This window comes from Hydrogenophaga sp. L76, assembly GCF_057654755.1.
This window is the reverse complement of sequence record NZ_CM172807.1, coordinates 1,275,536-1,292,992: the sequence shown is the minus strand read 5'-3', so window position 1 is coordinate 1,292,992 and position 17,457 is coordinate 1,275,536. Positions and strand designations below refer to the sequence as shown.

The 17,457-nt window shown below is 67.4% G+C and carries 17 protein-coding genes; 13 read left to right on the top strand and 4 right to left on the bottom strand.

Annotated features, from left to right (window positions below; translation table 11 throughout):
• From phnK to AC23D4_RS06135, 8 genes are all read left to right on the top strand, one after another.
• On the top strand, positions 1–792 hold the full coding sequence (gene phnK / locus AC23D4_RS06170) for a phosphonate C-P lyase system protein PhnK (protein WP_472889700.1): 792 nt from the start codon (positions 1–3) through the stop codon (positions 790–792).
• Positions 789–1,505 (top strand): phosphonate C-P lyase system protein PhnL, encoded by a 717-nt coding sequence (gene phnL / locus AC23D4_RS06165; RefSeq protein ID WP_472889699.1) that lies wholly within the window; start codon positions 789–791, stop codon positions 1,503–1,505. The genes phnK and phnL overlap by 4 nt, the downstream gene beginning before the upstream one ends.
• Positions 1,502–2,671 carry an alpha-D-ribose 1-methylphosphonate 5-triphosphate diphosphatase gene (locus AC23D4_RS06160; protein ID WP_472889698.1) on the top strand — a complete coding sequence of 390 codons (1,170 nt, stop codon included), beginning with the start codon at positions 1,502–1,504 and terminating at the stop codon, positions 2,669–2,671. Before phnL ends, AC23D4_RS06160 begins: the two co-directional genes overlap by 4 nt.
• Positions 2,672–2,787: 116 nt before the next feature.
• A protein-coding gene (locus tag AC23D4_RS06155) for an IS5 family transposase (RefSeq protein ID WP_487623619.1) occupies positions 2,788–3,554 on the top strand; the annotation gives its coding sequence in 2 pieces (ribosomal slippage) (positions 2,788–3,103 and positions 3,103–3,554; 768 coding nt in all).
• 29 nt (positions 3,555–3,583) lie between these two features.
• Positions 3,584–4,444 carry a phosphonate ABC transporter ATP-binding protein gene (phnC, locus tag AC23D4_RS06150; protein ID WP_472890357.1) on the top strand — a complete coding sequence of 287 codons (861 nt, stop codon included), beginning with the start codon at positions 3,584–3,586 and terminating at the stop codon, positions 4,442–4,444.
• A gap of 67 nt (positions 4,445–4,511) precedes the next feature.
• Positions 4,512–5,456: a phosphonate ABC transporter substrate-binding protein gene (phnD, locus tag AC23D4_RS06145; protein ID WP_472890358.1), complete on the top strand. Its 945-nt coding sequence runs from the start codon at positions 4,512–4,514 to the stop codon at positions 5,454–5,456.
• Between the two features lie 116 nt (positions 5,457–5,572).
• Complete coding sequence (gene phnE / locus AC23D4_RS06140) at positions 5,573–6,379, top strand: phosphonate ABC transporter, permease protein PhnE (protein WP_472890359.1); 807 nt, start codon at positions 5,573–5,575, stop codon at positions 6,377–6,379.
• A 30-nt stretch (positions 6,380–6,409) separates the two neighbouring features.
• Positions 6,410–7,594: an MFS transporter gene (locus AC23D4_RS06135; protein WP_472890360.1), complete on the top strand. Its 1,185-nt coding sequence runs from the start codon at positions 6,410–6,412 to the stop codon at positions 7,592–7,594.
• A 606-nt stretch (positions 7,595–8,200) separates the two neighbouring features.
• Here AC23D4_RS06135 and AC23D4_RS06130 read toward each other — a convergent pair.
• A complete protein-coding gene (locus AC23D4_RS06130; RefSeq protein WP_472890361.1) occupies positions 8,201–9,403 on the bottom strand; it encodes an alpha-D-ribose 1-methylphosphonate 5-triphosphate diphosphatase in 1,203 nt (400 codons plus the stop codon).
• A 170-nt stretch (positions 9,404–9,573) separates the two neighbouring features.
• On the opposite strand from AC23D4_RS06130, the gene AC23D4_RS06125 reads away from it, so the two are divergent.
• The 3 genes from AC23D4_RS06125 to phnE (AC23D4_RS06115) are packed head-to-tail and all read left to right on the top strand — an operon-like array spanning position 9,574 to position 12,116.
• Positions 9,574–10,449 carry a PhnD/SsuA/transferrin family substrate-binding protein gene (locus tag AC23D4_RS06125; RefSeq protein ID WP_472890362.1) on the top strand — a complete coding sequence of 292 codons (876 nt, stop codon included), beginning with the start codon at positions 9,574–9,576 and terminating at the stop codon, positions 10,447–10,449.
• 10 nt (positions 10,450–10,459) lie between these two features.
• A complete protein-coding gene (locus tag AC23D4_RS06120; RefSeq protein ID WP_472890363.1) occupies positions 10,460–11,314 on the top strand; it encodes a phosphonate ABC transporter ATP-binding protein in 855 nt (284 codons plus the stop codon).
• The gene (phnE, locus tag AC23D4_RS06115) at positions 11,307–12,116 is read left to right on the top strand and encodes a phosphonate ABC transporter, permease protein PhnE (RefSeq protein ID WP_472890364.1); all 810 of its coding nucleotides are present in this window, start codon (positions 11,307–11,309) and stop codon (positions 12,114–12,116) included. Before AC23D4_RS06120 ends, phnE (AC23D4_RS06115) begins: the two co-directional genes overlap by 8 nt.
• A 1-nt stretch (position 12,117) precedes the next feature.
• Here the strand turns inward: phnE (AC23D4_RS06115) and AC23D4_RS06110 are convergent, their stop codons facing one another.
• A complete protein-coding gene (locus AC23D4_RS06110) occupies positions 12,118–12,879 on the bottom strand; it encodes an alpha/beta fold hydrolase (RefSeq protein WP_472890365.1) in 762 nt (253 codons plus the stop codon).
• Positions 12,880–13,485: 606 nt separating this feature from the next.
• Positions 13,486–14,502 carry a M14 family zinc carboxypeptidase gene (locus AC23D4_RS06105; protein WP_472890366.1) on the bottom strand — a complete coding sequence of 339 codons (1,017 nt, stop codon included), beginning with the start codon at positions 14,500–14,502 and terminating at the stop codon, positions 13,486–13,488.
• Positions 14,503–14,681: 179 nt separating this feature from the next.
• Here AC23D4_RS06105 and AC23D4_RS06100 point away from each other — a divergent pair, with 179 nt between their 5' ends.
• Positions 14,682–14,849: a hypothetical protein gene (locus AC23D4_RS06100; protein ID WP_210822109.1), complete on the top strand. Its 168-nt coding sequence runs from the start codon at positions 14,682–14,684 to the stop codon at positions 14,847–14,849.
• Positions 14,850–14,987: 138 nt separating this feature from the next.
• A complete protein-coding gene (locus AC23D4_RS06095) occupies positions 14,988–16,250 on the top strand; it encodes a glycerophosphodiester phosphodiesterase family protein (RefSeq protein ID WP_472890367.1) in 1,263 nt (420 codons plus the stop codon).
• Here AC23D4_RS06095 and AC23D4_RS06090 read toward each other — a convergent pair.
• Positions 16,223–17,407, bottom strand: a complete 1,185-nt coding sequence (locus AC23D4_RS06090) for a glycosyltransferase (RefSeq protein WP_472890368.1) — start codon at positions 17,405–17,407, stop codon at positions 16,223–16,225. The genes AC23D4_RS06095 and AC23D4_RS06090 overlap by 28 nt on opposite strands.
• Positions 17,408–17,457: the final 50 nt, after the last annotated feature.

The window sequence follows — 17,457 nt, the reverse complement described above, 5'->3', positions numbered from 1 at the left end:
ATGAAAACCTCCTTGTCTTCTTCAACCCCCTTGCTGCGCGTGCGCGGCGTGGCCAAACGCTACGGCGACCATGTCGCGCTGCACGAGGCGTCCTTCGATCTCTGGCCGGGCGAGGTGCTCGCCGTGGTGGGCGAGTCCGGTTCGGGCAAGACCACCCTGCTCAACGCCATCGCCGCGCGCACCACGCCCGACGCCGGCAGCGTCGAATTCCTCGGCCGCGACGGCCTGCTGCAGGACGTGCACGGCATGTCGCAGGCGCAGCAACGCCTGCTGGCGCGCACCGACTGGGGCTTCGTGCACCAGAACGCGGCCGATGGCCTGCGCATGGACGTGTCGGCTGGCGCCAATGTGGGCGAGCGCCTGATGGGCCTGGGCGAGCGCCACTACGGGCGGCTGCGCTGCACGGCAGAGGAGTGGCTGCAGCGCGTCGAGATCGACCCGATCCGCATCGACGACGCACCGCGCACCTTCTCCGGTGGCATGCGCCAGCGCCTGCAGATCGCGCGCAACCTGGTCACCCAGCCGCGCCTGATCTTCATGGACGAACCCACCTCGGGGCTGGACGTGTCGGTGCAGGCCCGCCTGCTCGACCTGATGCGCCAGCTCACGCGCCAGATGCACCTCGCCGCGATCATCGTCACGCACGACCTGGCCGTGGCCCGCCTGCTGGCCCACCGCATGATGGTGATGCAGCGTGGCCGCGTGGTCGAGGCCGGCCTCACCGACCAGGTGCTCGACGACCCGCAACACCCCTACACCCAGCTCCTCGTCTCTTCGGTACTGCAACCATGAACCCACCCCTGCTTCAGATGAAAGGGGTGGCCAAGCGCTTCACCCTGCACCACCAGAACGGCGCCGAACTCTCGGTCTTGCACAACGTCGATCTGGAGGTGCGCCCCGGCGAATGCCTGGTGCTCGACGGCCCGTCCGGCATGGGCAAGAGCACGCTGCTCAAGCTCATCTACGCCAACTACCGCGCCACCGAAGGCCGCATCACCGTGGCGCCTCCGGGCAGCGCGCCGGTGGAGGTGACCGAGGCCACGCCGCGCGAGCTGGTGCGGTTGCGCCGCGAGAGCATCGGCTACGTGAGCCAGTTCCTGCGCGTGATTCCCCGCGTGTCGGCGCTCGACGTGGTGGCCGAAGCGCTGGTGGAAGACAGCGGCGACGACCCGGTGGCGCTGGAGGCCGCGCGTGAGCAGGCGCGTGCCTGGCTCACCCGGCTGCGCATTCCCGAGCGCCTGTGGGCCTTGCCGCCGGCCACGTTTTCCGGCGGCGAGCAGCAGCGCGTGAACATCGCACGCAACATGATCAAGCCGCGGCCGCTGATGCTGCTGGACGAGCCCACCGCCTCGCTCGATGCGGCCAACACCGGCACCGTGATTCAGCTGATCCAGGAAGCCGCTGCGCGCGGCGCCGCGCTGGTCGGCATCTTTCACGACGCCCAGGTGGGCGATGCCGTCGCCACGCGGCGCATCAATGTTGGTGATTTCAGGAGCGCCACATGAATCACTCAGTGAACCCGCCCATCGTGTTCAAGAACGCGCGCATGGTGCTGCCCGACGAAGTGCAGACCGGCAGCCTGTCGGTGGAGGCCGGGCGCATCGCCGGCTTCGGCGCGAGCAACAGTTCGCTGCCGCAGGCCATCGACCTGGAGGGTGATTTCCTCATGCCCGGCTTCATCGAGGTGCACTCCGACAACTTCGAGCGCCACCTGATGCCGCGCCCCAAGGTGCAGTGGGCCGAGATGCCCGCGCTGCTGGCGCACGACGCCGAGATCGCCGCCGCGGGCATCACCACCGTCTTTGACGCGCTGGGCGTGGGCGATGCCGACCACGAGAGCCTGCGCGGCACCGCCTGGGACGCGGTGCTGCAGACGCTGGACGCCTGCACGGCAGAAAACGTGCTGCGCGCCGACCACCACCTGCACGTGCGCTGCGAGCTGCCGGCGCACAACACCATCGACCTGTTCCAGCCCTTCCACGGCCATGAGCGCCTGTCGCTGATCTCGCTGATGGACCACACGCCGGGCCAGCGCCAGTGGGAAAACCTGGAACACGCCCGCATCTACTACACCGGCAAGAAGGGCTGGAGCCAGGAAAAGTTCGAGCACCAGGTGGCCCACGCCGAGCGTCTGCAGGCCCAGTACGCCGAGCCGCACCGCGACTACTTTGTGGACTACTGCCGCGAACACGGCATCGCGCTGGCCAGCCACGACGACACCACGGTCGCCCATGTGGAACAGGCGCACGCCGAAGGCGCCAGCATGTCCGAATTCCCGACCACGCTGGCGGCCGCCCAGGCAGCGCGCGAGCGCGGTCTGCTGACCGTGATGGGCGGACCCAACGTGGTGCGCGGCGGCTCGCATTCGGGCAACGTCGCAGCGGCTGATCTGGCGCGCCACGGCCTGCTTGACATCCTCTCCAGCGACTACGTGCCGGGCAGCCTGCTCAGCGCTGTGCTGCGGCTGGTGGCCGACGACATCCTGAGCCTGCCCGAGGCCGTGGCCATCGTCAGCCGCAACCCGGCCCGCGCCACCGGCCTGCACGACCGCGGCGCCATTCAGCCGGGCCTGCGCGCCGATCTGGTGCAGGTGCGCGTGGTGGACATGCCCAACGGCGTGCGCCACGGTGTTGTACGCGCCGTGTGGAGAGAAGGTCATAGGGTGCTCTGACTTGCAATCTTCCGGCAATCGTCAAACGACTGTCACAGAGAAAAACCACACTCAACGTGTCTAGGGCGTGTTAACACTAATTGCTTTTGGACATCTCGGCTGCGAAACTATCGGCCATGGAGATCACAAAAGAGCAATTCGCGCGCATTGAACACTGCCTGCCCTTGCAGCGCGGCAACGTCAGCATGAGCAATTTGGAGGTCATCAACGCCATGCTGTATGTGGCCGAGCACGGTTGCAAGTGGCGCGGACTTCCCAAGCGGTTTGGCAACTGGCACACCATCTACACGCGCATGCGTCGCTGGACCAAGGCCGGTGTGCTGGACAAGATGTTTGATGCGCTGCAGCGCGAGCAGATCGTGCGCATCAAGATTGAAGCGGTGTCCCTGGACTCCACCAGCATTAAGGTGCATCCCGACGGCACAGGCGCTCTAAAAAAAACGGACCTCAGTCCATCGGCAAGTCCCGAGGCGGATGGAACACCAAGATTCATATGGTTGCCGCGGATGCTCGAACGGCCGTAACGTTCAGCCTCTCACCGGGCCAGGCGCATGACGCACCCGAAGGTCGGCGGTTGCTTCAGAGCCTGGGCGCAGCGAGTCGGCCGGTACATCTGCTCATGGACCGAGCCTACGAAGGAAACGAGACGCGACAGTTGGCGCTTGACCTGGGATTCATCCCGGTAGTGCCGCCGCTGAGGACGCGAATCGAACCATGGGAGTACGACCGTGAGATGTACAAGCGCCGCAATGAAGTTGAACGCCTGTTCCGCCGACTCAAGGGCTACAGGCGCATCTTCAGCCGCTTCGAGAAACTCGATGCGATGTTCCTGGGGTTTCTTAGCTTTGTGCTGGTGGTCGATGGCCTTCGAAGTTTGTGTTAACAGGCCCTAGACGACTTTGGAGCCCACCCATGACAACCGCCCTGCGCATTCACAAGCTGAACAAACACTTCGCCAATGGCAAACACGCCCTGCGCGACATCAACCTGGACATCCGCCAGGGCGAGATGGTGGCGCTGATCGGCGCCTCCGGCTCCGGCAAGTCAACCCTGCTGCGCCATGTGGCGGGCCTGGTGGTGGCCGACGCGGGCGAAGGCTCGCTGATTGAAATCAACGGCTGTTGTGTGCAACAAGAGGGCCGTGTGCACCGCGACATCCGCAAGGTGCGCTCGCAGATCGGTTTCGTGTTCCAGCAGTTCAACCTGGTGGACCGCCTGCCCGTGATGGCCAACGTGCTGGTGGGTCGCCTGCACCAGATGCCGCTGTGGCGCAGTCTGACCCGCTGGTTCAACGCCCAGGAGCGGGCGCTGGCCATTGAAGCGCTGACGCGCGTCGGCATTGCCGACTGCCATGCGCAACGCGCGTCCACGCTTTCGGGTGGCCAGCAGCAGCGCGCGGCGATCGCGCGTACGCTGGTGCAGGGCGCCAGGGTGGTGCTGGCCGACGAGCCCATCGCCTCGCTCGACCCCGAATCCTCGCGCAAGGTCATGGAAATCCTCACGCGCATCAACCGCGAAGACGGCTCCACCGTGGTGGTGTCGCTGCACCAGGTGGACATGGCCCTGAAGTACTGCCCGCGCGTGATCGCGCTGCACCAGGGTCAGGTGGTGTTTGACGGCGCCGCGTCGGCGCTCACCCCGGCCCTGTTGCGCGAGCTCTATGGCATGCACGCCGACGAAATGCTGATGGGCGAGCCGCAGGCCCACGCACCTATTCCAGTGGCCCCGATGCCAGAGCGCCACTGGCCTGCGCCCCTGGCGCAAGCGGCCTGAGAGCCGCGTTCCCGACCCAAGTTCTCCTCCCACGTTTCCCCTTCATCCCTTCCTGACGGAGTCTTTCATGCTCAAGAAAACCCTGGCCGGCCTCGCGCTCGGCCTCACCCTCACCGGCGCCCTGGCGCAGGACATCAACTTCGGCATCATCTCGACCGAGTCGTCGCAGAACCTCAAGGCCGACTGGCAGCCGCTGCTGGACGACATGGCCAAGCAGACCGGCTTCAAGGTCACGGCTTTCTTCGCGCCCGACTACGCCGGTGTGATCGAAGCCATGCGCTTCAACAAGGTTCACGTGGCCTGGTACGGCAACAAGTCCGCCATCGAGGCGGTGGACCGCGCCAGCGGCGAGGTGTTCGCCCAGATGGTGAACTCCGACGGCACCGAGGGCTACTACTCGCACCTCATCGTGCACAAGGACAGCCCGATCCAGTCGCTGGACGACCTGCTCAAGAACGGCAAGAGCTACAGCTTCGGCAACGGCGACCCGAACTCCACCTCCGGCTTCGTCGTGCCCAGCTTCTACGTGTTCGCCAAGAACAAGGTCGATCCGCGCACGCACTTCAAGATCGTGCGCTCCGCCAACCACGAAACCAACGCCCTGGCCGTGGCCAACCAGCAGGTCGACGTGGCCACCAACAACAGCGAGAACCTGGCCAAGATCGCCGAGAAGTTTCCCGAGAAGCGCAAGGACATCCGCGTGATCTGGACCTCGCCCCTGATCGCACTCGACCCGCTGGTCATGCGCAAGGACCTGCCTGAAGCCACCAAGGCCAAGATCAAGAACTTCCTCTTCAACTACGCCAAGACCGATGCGCGTGAAAAAGCGGTGGTGATGAAGATCTCCAAGCTGTCGGGCTTCAAGCCGTCGTCCAACGCCCAGCTGCTGCCGATCCGCCAGCTCGACCTGTTCGGCAAGCGCAACAAGATCGAATCCGACACCGGGTTGAGCGAGGCCGACAAGATGGCCAAGCTGGCCGAGATCGACAAGCTGCTCGCCGCGCTGAACTGATCGTTCCCTTCAGCGTTCTTTCCCGGGTGTTTTCCACCCGGACCGTTCGCGGCACCCCGCCGCGGACGGTCTGCGCCTGAAGCGCGCTCCCGAATCCTCTTACCTCGCCCACGACCATGTCCACCACGCTCAATGTCCACCGCCTGACACCGGCCGTGGTACCCGCCCCCAAACGCAGCCTGACCTGGTATCTGTCGTGGGCCGCGCTCCTGCTGCTGCTGGCGGGCTCGTGGAACGGCGCCGACATGCGCCCGCTCGACCTGATCCGCGACTCGGGCAACATGGCCACCTACGCGGCCGACTTTTTCCCGCCCGATTTTTCGCAGTGGAAGCTGTACCTGAGCGAGATCATCATCACGCTGCAGATCGCCCTCTGGGGCACGGCGCTGGCCGTGCTCACCGCCATCCCGCTGGGCCTGCTGGCCTCCAGCAACATCACGCCCTGGTGGATCCACCAGCCGGTGCGCCGCCTGATGGACGCGTTCCGCGCGATCAACGAAATGGTGTTCGCGATGCTGTTCGTGGTGGCTGTCGGCCTGGGGCCGTTCGCCGGTGTGCTGGCGCTGTGGATCCACACCGCGGGCGTGCTGGCCAAGCTGTTCTCCGAAGCCGTGGAGGCCATCGACCCGCAGCCGGTGGAGGGCATCCGCTCGACCGGCGCCAGCGCGCTGCACGAGATCGTCTACGGCGTGATTCCGCAGGTCATGCCGCTGTGGATTTCCTACATGCTCTACCGCTTCGAATCCAACGTGCGCTCGGCCTCGGTGGTGGGCATGGTGGGCGCGGGCGGCATCGGCGTCGTGCTGTGGGAAATCATCCGCGGCTTCCAGTACGCCGAGACCTGCGCCGTGATGCTGATGATCATCGTCACGGTGAGCGTGATCGACGTGATCTCTTCCCGGATTCGCAAGGTTCTGATCTGAGATGGTGCTGGCCGGCTTAGAGTCGGCACCATGCTGATCTCGCACCGCACTTCGGTGGTCGCCCGCCTGGGCACCGCACAGACCCTGGCCTGGGCCTCGTCTTACTACCTGCCGGCCATGCTGGCCACGGCGATGGCCGCGGACCTGGGCGTGTCCGTGACGACGGTATTTGCCGCCTTTTCGTTTGCCCTGATCGTCTCGGCGGTGTTTGGCCGCTGGGCGGGGCAGTTGATCGACCACCACGGTGGCCGCCCGGTGCTGATCGGCACCAACTTGCTGTTCGCGGCGGGGCTGGTGGCGTTGGCATTGGCGCAAGGGCCAGTGCTGCTGTTTCTGGCCTGGGGTCTGATCGGCGTGGCAATGGCCGCAGGCCTGTACGACGCCGCCTTCGCGACCCTGGTGCGGCTCTACGGCCACGACGCGCGCAGCAGCATCACCGGCATCACCCTGATCGCCGGTTTTGCCAGCACGGTGGGTTGGCCGCTCACGGCCTGGCTGGAGCTCGAATTCGGCTGGCGCGGCGCCTGTCTGTGCTGGGCGGGTTTGCACCTGCTGATCGGCCTGCCGCTCAACGCCTCCTTGCCACGCAGCGCGGCAGCGCCCGGCGTGAGCCCGGTGCCGGTGGTGTCACCAACCGCCGCGCCTGTGGCGCCGCCGGGCACCACGTTCTGGCCCACCATCCTGCTGTCGCTGGTCTTCGCCGTCACCTGGTTCACCAGCACCGCGATGGCGGCCCACCTGCCCAGCCTGCTGCAAGCCCACGGGCTGACGCTGGCCGCCGCGCTGGCCCTGGCGGCCCTGGTGGGGCCGGCCCAGGTGGCGGCCCGGCTGCTGGAGTTCGGCTTCCTGCGCAAGGTGCACCCGCTGCTGTCGGCCCAGCTGGCGACGGCCGCGCACCCGCTGGGCGCCGTGCTGCTGATGGTGGTGGGTGGTCCGGTGGCGTTGCTGTTCACGGTCTTGCACGGCGCGGGCAACGGCATCCTCACCATCGCCAAAGGCACGCTGCCCCTGGTGATCTTCGGGCCGAAGGGTTACGGGGCGCGCCAGGGCTTGCTGATGGTGCCGGCGCGTGTGGCGCAGGCTTTTGCGCCGCTGGTCTTTGGCCTGGCGATTGACCGGTTCGGGGGCGGTGCGCTCTGGGTGTCAACCGGGGTGGGCCTGGTCGGCCTGGCTGCGCTGGTGTGGTTGCAGCGCAGCGGTTCGGTGGTGCGGTAGCGGCGGCATTTTCGGTGAGGCGGCTCTCGCGTGCCAAGGCGTGTGCGCTCAGGCCGCAGCGCTTCTGTGAGGCGGTCGGCGCTTTGCACCGACTTCCCTGCGATGCTCGCGGCCGTGGCCCGTCGCCAAACTCGCTGCGTTCGCTTGCGCTCTCTCCGCTCAAACAATGGCGACAAGTCAGTTGACGAAGCGCGCTGCGTGCGCGGCCACAGCCCCTGCGCTTCTCGGCGCCTCACAAGGCGCGCTGCGGCCTGAGCGCACACGCCTTGGCAGAAAAGGTGTTGGCACACGACCGGTGGAATACCCAAACGCCAATTGCTGCGGCAGACGCTGTCCGGTGGGGGCGATGTTCCGGGGTGGCTGTGGCCGCCCGTCTGGGGCCGGGCGCGCAAGTGCGCGCATCGTTGTCTGACTCGCGGCCACTGTCTGAGCAGAGGGAGCGCAGCGAACGGCGCGAGTTTGGCCGCGCTGGCCCCAGACGGGCGGACACAGCGAAGTCGGCGCAACGCGCCGACCACCCCGGATGAGCCCCCGCCGGGCAGCGCCTGCCGCAGCCGCGAGGTGCAGCCCCTCGGCTTTGGCCTGCAAAAACCATCTATTCAGAGGTCAGAGCGTTTCCAGGGCAACGGCTTTCGAAGGGGGATGAAACCGCGGAGCCCCCTTGGCCGCAAAGGCCAGGTGACCGCCGATGACGTGCGCCGCCACGCTGGGTGGCCGCCCGGCCGGCGTGCGCACGAGCACGATGTCGGCCCGTTGGCCCACGGCGAGGCGCCCGCGATCGGTCAGGCCCGCTGCATCGGCGGCGTTGCTGGAAATCATGGCCCAGGCGGTGGGCAGATCGCAGACACCGTCTTCGCTCAGGCGGAAGGCGGCAGGCAGCATGGCCGGGTAGTAGTAGTCGGACGTGAGCACCGTGCACAGGCCGGCGCGCGCCATGACCGACGCCGAGACTGCATTGCTCATGTGACTGCCGCCGCGCACCACGTTGGGCGCGCCAAACACCACCGGGTTGCCGTACTGGCGGGCCAGCACCGCGGTCTCGCGGGTCTTGGGGAATTCCGAAATGTTGCAGCCCAGGGACTGGTAGTCCGTGCGAACCTCGGGCGAGGGGTCGTCGTGCGAGGCCATGGGCACGCCGGCGACCCGTGCGGCCGCGGCCAGGCGGTGGATGGAGGCCGGCACCTCGTCGCGCCGCGCCACGACCCGCTCGGCCAGCGCCTGCAGGTCCGCTGCAGTCAGGCCCGTGCGCTGCAGCACCGTCATGCCGTCTTTCGGGTGCCCGATCTTGCGCAGGATGTCGGCGGTGTGGTCGTTGAAGGCGAGCAGGGCGATGCGGCCTTCGGCCAGCCAGGCCAGCACCTCGTCTTCACCGTCGAGGTTGTAGGTCTCGTGGCGCAGGTGCAGGCGCGCGTCGCACGAGAGGTGGTCTTCGGCAGCGTCCATCGCCGCCATCAGGCGCACCAGCGTGTCACGGCTGCGCAGGCCGGGTTCCCACGAAAAGGTGACGCCGTGGAAGGCGGTGGAAATGCCGTTGGCCACCAGTTGCCGGTCGGTTTCGGCGAGGGCGAGCTGCAGGTCGAAATGCACGCCTGGCCGGGGCATGATCTGGCGCTCGAAGGCGTCGCCATGCAGGTCGATGATGCCCGGCATCACGCGCAGGCCGCGGGCGTCCATCACCGGTGCGCCGTTGGCTTCGCTGCCGATCTCCACGATGACGCCGTGGTCCACCGTGATGACCACGTCATCCTGAAAACCCGAGGGCAGCAAGGCGCTGCCGCCAGCGATCGCAAACCGTTCCAATGTGTTCATGCCTGGTGTCCCCGGTGATCAAAAGATGTCGAGCGTGCCCCTTTTTTGTGACAACTGCACGACGAAAAGGCCCTGTCACACAAGTCATGAAAGTTTCATGTCGTCTACACAACTTTGTCATCGCACGCCGTCACGCTCGTGAAGTTGTCTAAACCACTTGGAGCTGCCTCATGAACTGGACCAAACACCTCGCCACCGCCGCCGCGGTGATCGGCCTCACCGCCACCGCTATCTCGGCCCAGGCGCAAACGCTGCGCCTGGCCGTCACCGACATCGTCGGACTGGAGAACCTGCAGCGCGAATACGCCGGCTTCCAGAAGATCCTGTCGGAAAAGTCCGGCATGAAGGTTGAACTGTTCCCCGTGCCCAACCGCACCGCCGCGGTGGAAGCGCTCAACGCGAAGAAGATCGACCTGGTGCTGACCGGCCCGGCCGAGTACGTGGTGTTCAAGAAACGCACCGACGCCAAGCTGGTGGTGGGCTTCAGCCGCCCCGAGTACTACGGCTCGGTGGTCACGCTGGTGGGCTCGGGCATCGACGGCGTGGAGGACCTCAAGGGCAAGAAGGTCGCCCTGGGTGACGTGGGTTCCACCTCGCGCCACCTCTCGCCGATCCAAGTGCTGGCCGACCTGGGCCTCAAGCCCGGGCAGGACGTGCAGATCCTGCACATCAACCGCAACGTGGCCGTCGAGGCCATGAAGCGCGGCGACGTGTCCGCCGTCGGCATCAACCGCACCGATCTGCCCGGCCTGTCCAAGCGCCACCCGGATGTGGTCTTCAAGGTCATCGCGCGCGGTCGTGACCTGCCCAACGACGTGCTGCTCGCCGGCACCCACGTGCCCGACGCCGTGGTCGCCCAGATGAAGAAGGTCTTCAGCGAAAACTCCGAAGCGCTGGTGGCAGCCGTGCTGCTCGGCCCGGACGAAAACCAGAAATTCCAGGGCATGAAGTTCATCCCCAGCATCGCCGACGCCGACTACAACTACGTGCGCAAGATGTACGCCACCATCGGCCAGGCGCAGTACGCCGCCTTCGTCGGTGATTGAGAACGGTGCCATGTCCCGCTGGCCCGAACCCGCTGCCCGTATGTTGCATCCCTTCACACCCGTGACGACGTTCGTCGGTGCGTCGCCCGCCATGGGTCCGGGCATGGCGGCCACCGGCGGCCTGGTCGCCGATCTGGTGGTGAGCGCGCTGGGCAAGTCCTTCGAGCCGGGAACGCCGGTGCTGCGCAACGTGCACTTCCAGGTGACGGCGGGGCAGCGTGTGGCGCTCATCGGCGCCAACGGCGCGGGCAAGTCCACGTTGTTGCGCTGCTGCATGCACCTGATCCGGCCCGACGCGGGCGAGGTGCGGCTGTTCGGTACGCCGCTGGGCGGGCTCGACGCCCAGGCGCTGCGCCGGTTGCGTGCCCAGGTGGGTTTCGTGTTCCAGAAACACAACCTGGTGCCGCGCCTCTCGGCCCTGTCCAACGTGCTGCACGGGGCCTTGCCACGCGCACCGCTGGCCCGCGCCTGGTTGCAGAGCCTGGCCCCGGCGGCGTTGCGTGAGGAGGCCATGCACTGTCTGGAGCGCGTGGGACTGACCCACATCGCCCTGCGCCGCGCCGACAAACTCTCGGGTGGCCAGTCGCAGCGTGTGGCCGTGGCGCGCGCCCTGATGCAGCGGCCCCGCCTCATCGTGGCCGACGAGCCCGCCGCCAGCCTGGACCCGGTGGCCGGCGACGAGGTCATGTCGCTGTTCTCCGGCCTGGTGAAGGACGAAGGCCTGACCATGGTCTTCACCTCCCACGACCTGGTGCACGCCGTGAAATACGCCGACCGGGTCATTGCCCTGCAGCGCGGCGAGATCGTGCTCGATGCCCTGAGCCACGAGATCGACGTCGCCGAACTGAGAGCCCTGTATGCCTGAGCACACCGCCACCCCGGCCCTGCGCGCCTTGCCGGACCGTTTCGAGCGGACCAGCCCGACCAGCTTCATGCTCTGGCTGATCGTGCTCGGCTTCTTCGCCTGGTCGGTGAACAAGACCGGTGTCTCGTTCAGTGACCTCTGGGGCGGCATTCCGCAGATGACACGCCTGGTGGGCGAGATGCTGCCGCCGTCCACCGCGCGGCTGGAGGCCGTGGGCTGGGCGCTGCTGGAGACTTTCCAGATGGCCTTCGTGGGCACGGTGGTCGGGGTGTTGCTGAGCGTGCCGATCGCCGTGCTGGCCACGCCGCACCTCTCGCCCCATCCGCTGGTCTACCACGCGGCGCGCAACCTGATCGCCTTCTTCCGCACCGTGCCCGACCTGGTGTGGGCGCTGCTCTTCGTGGTGTCGGTGGGCCTGGGGCCGTTCGCCGGCACCCTGGCCATCGTCATCGACAAGATCGGCTTCTGTGGCCGCTTTTTTGCCGAGGCCATGGAAGAGGTGGACCGCGGGCCGCAGGAGGCGCTCTCGGCCATGGGGGCGAGCCGCCTGTCGCTGATCATGTGCGCGGTGTTCCCCGCCGCCATGCCGTCGTTCATCAACACCTCGCTGTTCAGCCTGGAGAAGGCCACACGCTCGTCGGTGGTGCTCGGGCTGGTGGGGGCGGGTGGCATCGGCATCGAGCTGAAGGTGGCGATGGACCTGTTCAACTACGACGAAGCCGCCACCATCATCCTGGCCATCTTTGCGCTGGTGGTGCTGGTCGAACGGCTGAGCGCTCTGCTGCGCAAGAAGGTCTTGTAGTTCAGGCGCCCGGCGCGCTCTGCAACCAGCGCCGCACCTGGTCCGTCACCCAGCGCGGATCGTCCAGCGGCAGGTCGTGGCCAGCCGCCGGGTGCATCAGCAGCGGGCAGTGCCAGGCGTCGGCGATGGCCTGCGAGCAGCGGCTGTCCACCAGCTGGTCGTGCTCGCTGGCCAGCAACAACAGGGGAACGCCGGGCGCCTCCCGGGGCGCGCGGTAACGGGCCGCGGCGAGCAGCTGGCGCACGGCGTTGCCGGCGCTCACCGGGCGGTGGCGGCGCACGGCCGCCCAGTCCGGGATCACCTCGCGCAGTTGATCCGGCTGGTTGCTGGTGAGCCGCAGCACCGTCTGTTCGATGACTTCGGGCGAAGCCCCGCCCAGGGCCAGTCGCAGCAGGGCCCCATAGTTGGCGGGCCGGAGCCGGTGGTGCAGGGGGCTGAACGGCCGCATGCTGGTGTTGATCAGCACGCAGCCGTCCAGTTCGTCGGGCGCCACACGCGCCCACTCGGCAGCCACCATGGCGCCGAGCGACATGGCGAGCAGGGTCACCGGGGTCTGAATGCCGCGGCGGATGCATTCGTCCCGGCAGGCGGCCACCATACCGGCGACCGAGGGCGGGCTGGTCTGGCGGCGGTGTTCGCCATTACCCGGCAGGTCCAGCATGAGGATGCGGGCTTGCGGCATGGCCAGCTGGAAGATGGCTGTGAAGCGGCCCCAGTGCGCTGCCTCGCGCGTCAGGCCTCGGAGGAAGATCCAGGTGTTCATAGGTTGCACCTCGCGGCTGCGTCAGGCGCTGCCCGGTGGGGGCTCATACCGGGGCGGTCGGCGCCTTGCGCCGACTCCGCTGCGCCCTCCAGCCTGGGGCCGGCGCGGCCAAACTCGCTGCGTTCGCTGCGCTCTCTCCGCTCAGACAGTGGCCGCGAGTCAGACAACGAAGCGCGCACTTGCGCGCCCGGCCCCAGGCCGGCGGCCACAGCCGCCCCAGAAATCGCCCCCACCGGACAGCGCCTGCCGCAGCAAGAAATGAATGGGTGCACCACCGGTAGCGTGCCAACACCGCTGTTTGCCAAGGCGTGTGCGGGCAGGCCGCAGCGCGCCTGTGAGGCGCCGAGAAGCGCAGTGGCCGTGGCCGCGCGCGCAGCGCGCTTCGTTGACTGACTCGTCGCACTTGTCTGAGCGGAGAGAGCGCAGCGAACGCAGCGAGTTGTGCGACGGGCCACGGCCGCGAGCATCGCAGGGCAGTCGGTGCGCAGCGCCGATCGCCTCACTGAAGCGCTGCGGCCTGCCCGCACACGCCTTGGCACGCGAGGTGCAACGAAAGGGACAGGACGTTCACAACAGAAGCGCATCGGGACAGACCAAAGAAAGAGATCAATACCAGTCAGCCAGCGCATCCGCATGCCGCTGACCGCGTTGATCAGCGCCAGGTGTCCACCGTGTGTGGCTGCTCGCGGCGCGCGAGAGGAAATCCAGCAGCGCCAGGTGGCGGCGCAGCACGCGCTGCTGGCGGTGGCCGATCAGCGGGTTGAAGATGCCCTTGCGCGAAAACAGCTGGCGCGGATTCTTCTTGATCCACAGCCAAGAGCCCATCTCCAGCGTCAGCGGCAAAAAGGTGCGCTCCGGGTGTGCGGTGCTGGCCTGCAGGTAGAGGTGGTCCCAGAGGTCACCGTGGGTCAGGTACTGCGCGCTTTGCGGTTCGATGATGTAGGGGTGGTGGCTGTGGGCCTGCTCGAAGATGGCCTTGAGCGCGTGCACCTCGGCCAGGTGGTGAATGGGCTCGCGCGTGTGGGCAAAGGGGAACCAGAGGCGGTCGCTGATGCCGAAGCCCGAGTGGCAGTCCAGCGCGATGCTGAAAGGGCGGCTCAGCAGTTCGCTGTGCACCACGTCGCAGACCGCCTGGCTCTCCGCTTCCAGCGGTTCACCGAGGCGCCCGCGGTACCAGGGCAGGCCCGCGCTCAGCCGCTGGCCGCCGAGCATGTAAGGCACTTTTTCCCGCGCCTCGACCGGTGCGTTGCGCATCAGGTCCACGCCGCGCGGATTGGCCCGCGTCGCGGCCCACATGCCGCCGGGGTTGACGATGGGCATGAACACCAGGCGCACGCCTTCCAGAAGGCGGTGCAGCGAGCTGTCCCACGACAGCCGCGTGACGATGTTCTGCAGGAAGGCGATGACCACCTGGGCGCCGATGCGCTCCAGTCCGTGCACACCGCCGAAGTAGCCCACCGCGGGCACATCCAGGCTGGGGTTGCCCAGGGTGATGGCGTGCACGGGAAAGCTGCGACCCGATGGCAGCGTGATCCGGCACGGCTCCTGCACCTGCAGATGGGGCGCGCCCAGCTCCATGATCTTTTCAAGTGCCAGCAGCTCGGGCAGGGCGGTTTCAGGCACGGTGTGGGGCGGTGGTGTGGGGTGTGATGACGGTTGGATCAGCGCCGAGCATAACGCCGGGGGACCGGTTCGACACACCATCGGCCACCGTTGCTTCAGCTCGGGGCTGACGCAAAACCGTCACATGAAAAAGCTAAGGTGGCTCGCCGGCATCACGGGTCGGCCAGAAAGGGCTTTGCATGATGAACAACGCCGGCGATCGCCGCAAGCGGGATCCGCTTCGGGCACTCAAGCTGTTGGGCGCGATCGGCTGCGGCGTGGTCGGTGGCGTGCTGGAGTTGCTGGCCCTGCAGCGCTGTCGTTTCCAGGCCCGCCGCGAACGCAGCCAGTCGGCCTGGAACCGCTGAAGCGCTCGCTTCTGATGCGACAGCGCTGACCGGTGGCGGCTGCCACGCCGTTGCCACATGGGCGTCCTAGCATGGTCCGGGCGATGCGGTCCGCGTCGTGTTCAACCACCGATCACCATCTTCTTCATGAGGTACTCCATGCGCCACCTGATTCTCGGCCTCGCCCTGCTGGGTCTGACCGCCACCGCTGCGTTGGCTTCACCGGGCGAGCAGCGGCCCGGTCACCGCGCTGAAAAGCCGGCCTCCGTGGAACTGGGCGTGCGCCCGTTCTTCCTCGTCGACGACATGGCCGACAGCCGCCTGAAGCAGAGACTCCAGCAGTGCGCGCAGCGTGGCCAGTTCACCCCGCGCGATTTTTCCATCGGTCACCGGGGTGCACCGTTGCAGTTCCCCGAGCACACGGTGGAGTCGTACACCGCTGCGGCGCGCATGGGGGCCGGCATCGTCGAGTGCGACGTGACCTTCACCAAGGACAAGGAGCTGGTCTGCCGCCACGCGCAGAACGACCTGCACGCCACCACCAACATCCTGGTCACGCCGCTGGCCGCCAAGTGCACCACGCCCTTCGTGCCGGCCACGCTCGACGCTGACGGCAAGGTGGTCACGCCCGCCAAGGCCGAATGCCGCACCAGCGACATCACGCTGGCCGAGTTCCGGACCTTGCGCGGCAAGATGGACGCATTCAATCCGGCGGCCCGCACGCCGCAGGAGTACCTGGGCGGCACGGCGAATTTCCGCACCGACCTGTATTCGGGCCCCACGAGCGGCACGCTGATGACCCACGCCGAGAGCATTGCGCTGTTCAAGCGACTGGGCGTGAAGATGACGCCGGAACTCAAGAGCGCGAGCGTGACGATGCCTTTTGACGGCTTCACGCAGGCCGCCTACGCGCAGAAGATGATCGACGAATACAAGCAGGCCGGCGTGTCGCCGCGCCAGGTGTTTGCGCAGTCCTTCAACATCAACGACGTGCTGTACTGGGTGCGCAACGAGGCCGCGTTCGGCAAGCAGGCGGTGTACCTGGACGACGCCAACACCCCGGCCGACCTGCCCAGCCGCAATGAGCTGGTGGACTACAAGAGCCAGGGCATCCAGATCGTGGCGCCCCCCATCTTTGCCTTGCTGAGCACCAACGCCGCGGGCGATATCGTGCCCTCGCAGTACGCGCGTGACGCGCGTGCGGCCGGGCTGGGCATCATCGCCTGGTCGCTGGAGCGGGCCGGCATCTTGGCCGACGGCAACAACGGCTTCTACTACCAGACGGTGGACACGGCACTCAGCAGCGAAGGCGAGATGCTGCGTGTGCTGGACGTGCTGGCCAAGGACGTGGGTGTGATGGGCGTGTTCTCCGACTGGCCCGCCACCACCACCTTCTACGCGAACTGCGCCGGCCTGCGCTGATCGGCGGGGCGGGTGACCGCCCCATCCGCGGCTTCCTCACCGCTTTCCGCCAGGACCCGGGCGAGGATGTCGGGGATCTCGAACAGCGCCCGGTTCTGGATCCGGTCCACGCGGGCGCGGTACGCGTCCAGCCCATCCAGCAATTGCGCCACCGCGCTGTCCACGCCGCGGAAGCTGCCCATCACGATGCCGAGCCGCTGCTCGCGGACCCAGTCGGCGTTGTATCGCTCCTGCGGCATGGTCCAGGCGTTGTTCACCACGATCACCGGCAGGCCCATCTGCACCGCTTCGCTCACGCTGCCGGGGCCGGGCTTGCCGATGAAAAAGTCCGCCAAGCGCATCCAGGCCGGAATGTCGCTGCTGAACCCGACCACCACATGCCGCGCGGTCGAAGGCTGGGCACGCAGGCGCTCGGCCAGGGCCTGGTTGTGGCCACAGACCAGGATCAGCTGGGTGTCGCTCAGCCGCTCGGCGATGCCCAGCATGGCCTTGGAGCCGTGGCCGCCGAACAGCACCAGCCCGGTCGGGCGCCGCGGATCCAGCCCCAGTCGGCGTTGCTCGTCGGCCCGGTCGAGGGTGGCGGGCCGGTAGAACTCGGGGCGCAGGATCATGCCCGACGTGGCGTACACGCGGTCTTCGCGGTGGCCCAGCGCGTGGGCCTGCTGCACGGCGCGCGGTGTGCCGCAGATGAAGTGCTGCGGCTGGTCGCGTTCGATCCAGAAATGCGGTGGCAGGTCGGCGAGGTCGGTCAGCACGGTGACGTAGGGCACGCCGGGCCGCGCGGCGGCCAGGCTGTCGTAGAGGGCGCGGTTGAAGTTCGGGATCAGCGAGACCACGAGGTCGGGCTGCGTGCGTTGCCAGTGGCGCCGCAGCTTGCGCACCAGGGTCGGGTGGGCCAGCCGGATCAGGCCCTGCAGGATCTTGAGTTCGTGCGCCATGCCCAGGGTCCAGCCCCGCGCGAGGCGCTGGTTGTACCAGTCCTCCGGCGCTTTGCCGGTGAGGCGCTTGAAGCGGCCCGACGGGTCGAGCACCTCGAACAGGTTGACCAGCCGCACCTCCCAGGGGCGGCCTTGTTCGCGCAGCACGGATTGCAGGGCGAGCGCGGAGGCGCGGTGGCCTCCGCCGGCGTTGAAATAGATCAGGTCGACGGTGGTCATGGCCGACCTCCGTCGAGCCGCCTCAAGGAGGTCGAGCCCCCTTGGGGGGC

What these genes read in the sequence shown, in the direction of transcription:
- phnK (WP_472889700.1), top strand. Translation starts at nt 1, where the DNA reads ATGAAAACCTCCTTGTCTTCTTCAACCCCCTTGCTGCGCGTGCGCGGC.
- AC23D4_RS06090 (WP_472890368.1), bottom strand. Translation starts at nt 17,407, where the DNA reads ATGACCACCGTCGACCTGATCTATTTCAACGCCGGCGGAGGCCACCGC.
- phnE (WP_472890359.1), top strand. Translation starts at nt 5,573, where the DNA reads ATGTCCACCACGCTCAATGTCCACCGCCTGACACCGGCCGTGGTACCC.
- phnE (WP_472890364.1), top strand. Translation starts at nt 11,307, where the DNA reads ATGCCTGAGCACACCGCCACCCCGGCCCTGCGCGCCTTGCCGGACCGT.
- AC23D4_RS06135 (WP_472890360.1), top strand. Translation starts at nt 6,410, where the DNA reads ATGCTGATCTCGCACCGCACTTCGGTGGTCGCCCGCCTGGGCACCGCA.
- phnD (WP_472890358.1), top strand. Translation starts at nt 4,512, where the DNA reads ATGCTCAAGAAAACCCTGGCCGGCCTCGCGCTCGGCCTCACCCTCACC.
- AC23D4_RS06160 (WP_472889698.1), top strand. Translation starts at nt 1,502, where the DNA reads ATGAATCACTCAGTGAACCCGCCCATCGTGTTCAAGAACGCGCGCATG.
- AC23D4_RS06130 (WP_472890361.1), bottom strand. Translation starts at nt 9,403, where the DNA reads ATGAACACATTGGAACGGTTTGCGATCGCTGGCGGCAGCGCCTTGCTG.
- AC23D4_RS06125 (WP_472890362.1), top strand. Translation starts at nt 9,574, where the DNA reads ATGAACTGGACCAAACACCTCGCCACCGCCGCCGCGGTGATCGGCCTC.
- phnC (WP_472890357.1), top strand. Translation starts at nt 3,584, where the DNA reads ATGACAACCGCCCTGCGCATTCACAAGCTGAACAAACACTTCGCCAAT.
- phnL (WP_472889699.1), top strand. Translation starts at nt 789, where the DNA reads ATGAACCCACCCCTGCTTCAGATGAAAGGGGTGGCCAAGCGCTTCACC.
- AC23D4_RS06095 (WP_472890367.1), top strand. Translation starts at nt 14,988, where the DNA reads ATGCGCCACCTGATTCTCGGCCTCGCCCTGCTGGGTCTGACCGCCACC.
- AC23D4_RS06120 (WP_472890363.1), top strand. Translation starts at nt 10,460, where the DNA reads ATGTCCCGCTGGCCCGAACCCGCTGCCCGTATGTTGCATCCCTTCACA.
- AC23D4_RS06110 (WP_472890365.1), bottom strand. Translation starts at nt 12,879, where the DNA reads ATGAACACCTGGATCTTCCTCCGAGGCCTGACGCGCGAGGCAGCGCAC.
- AC23D4_RS06100 (WP_210822109.1), top strand. Translation starts at nt 14,682, where the DNA reads ATGATGAACAACGCCGGCGATCGCCGCAAGCGGGATCCGCTTCGGGCA.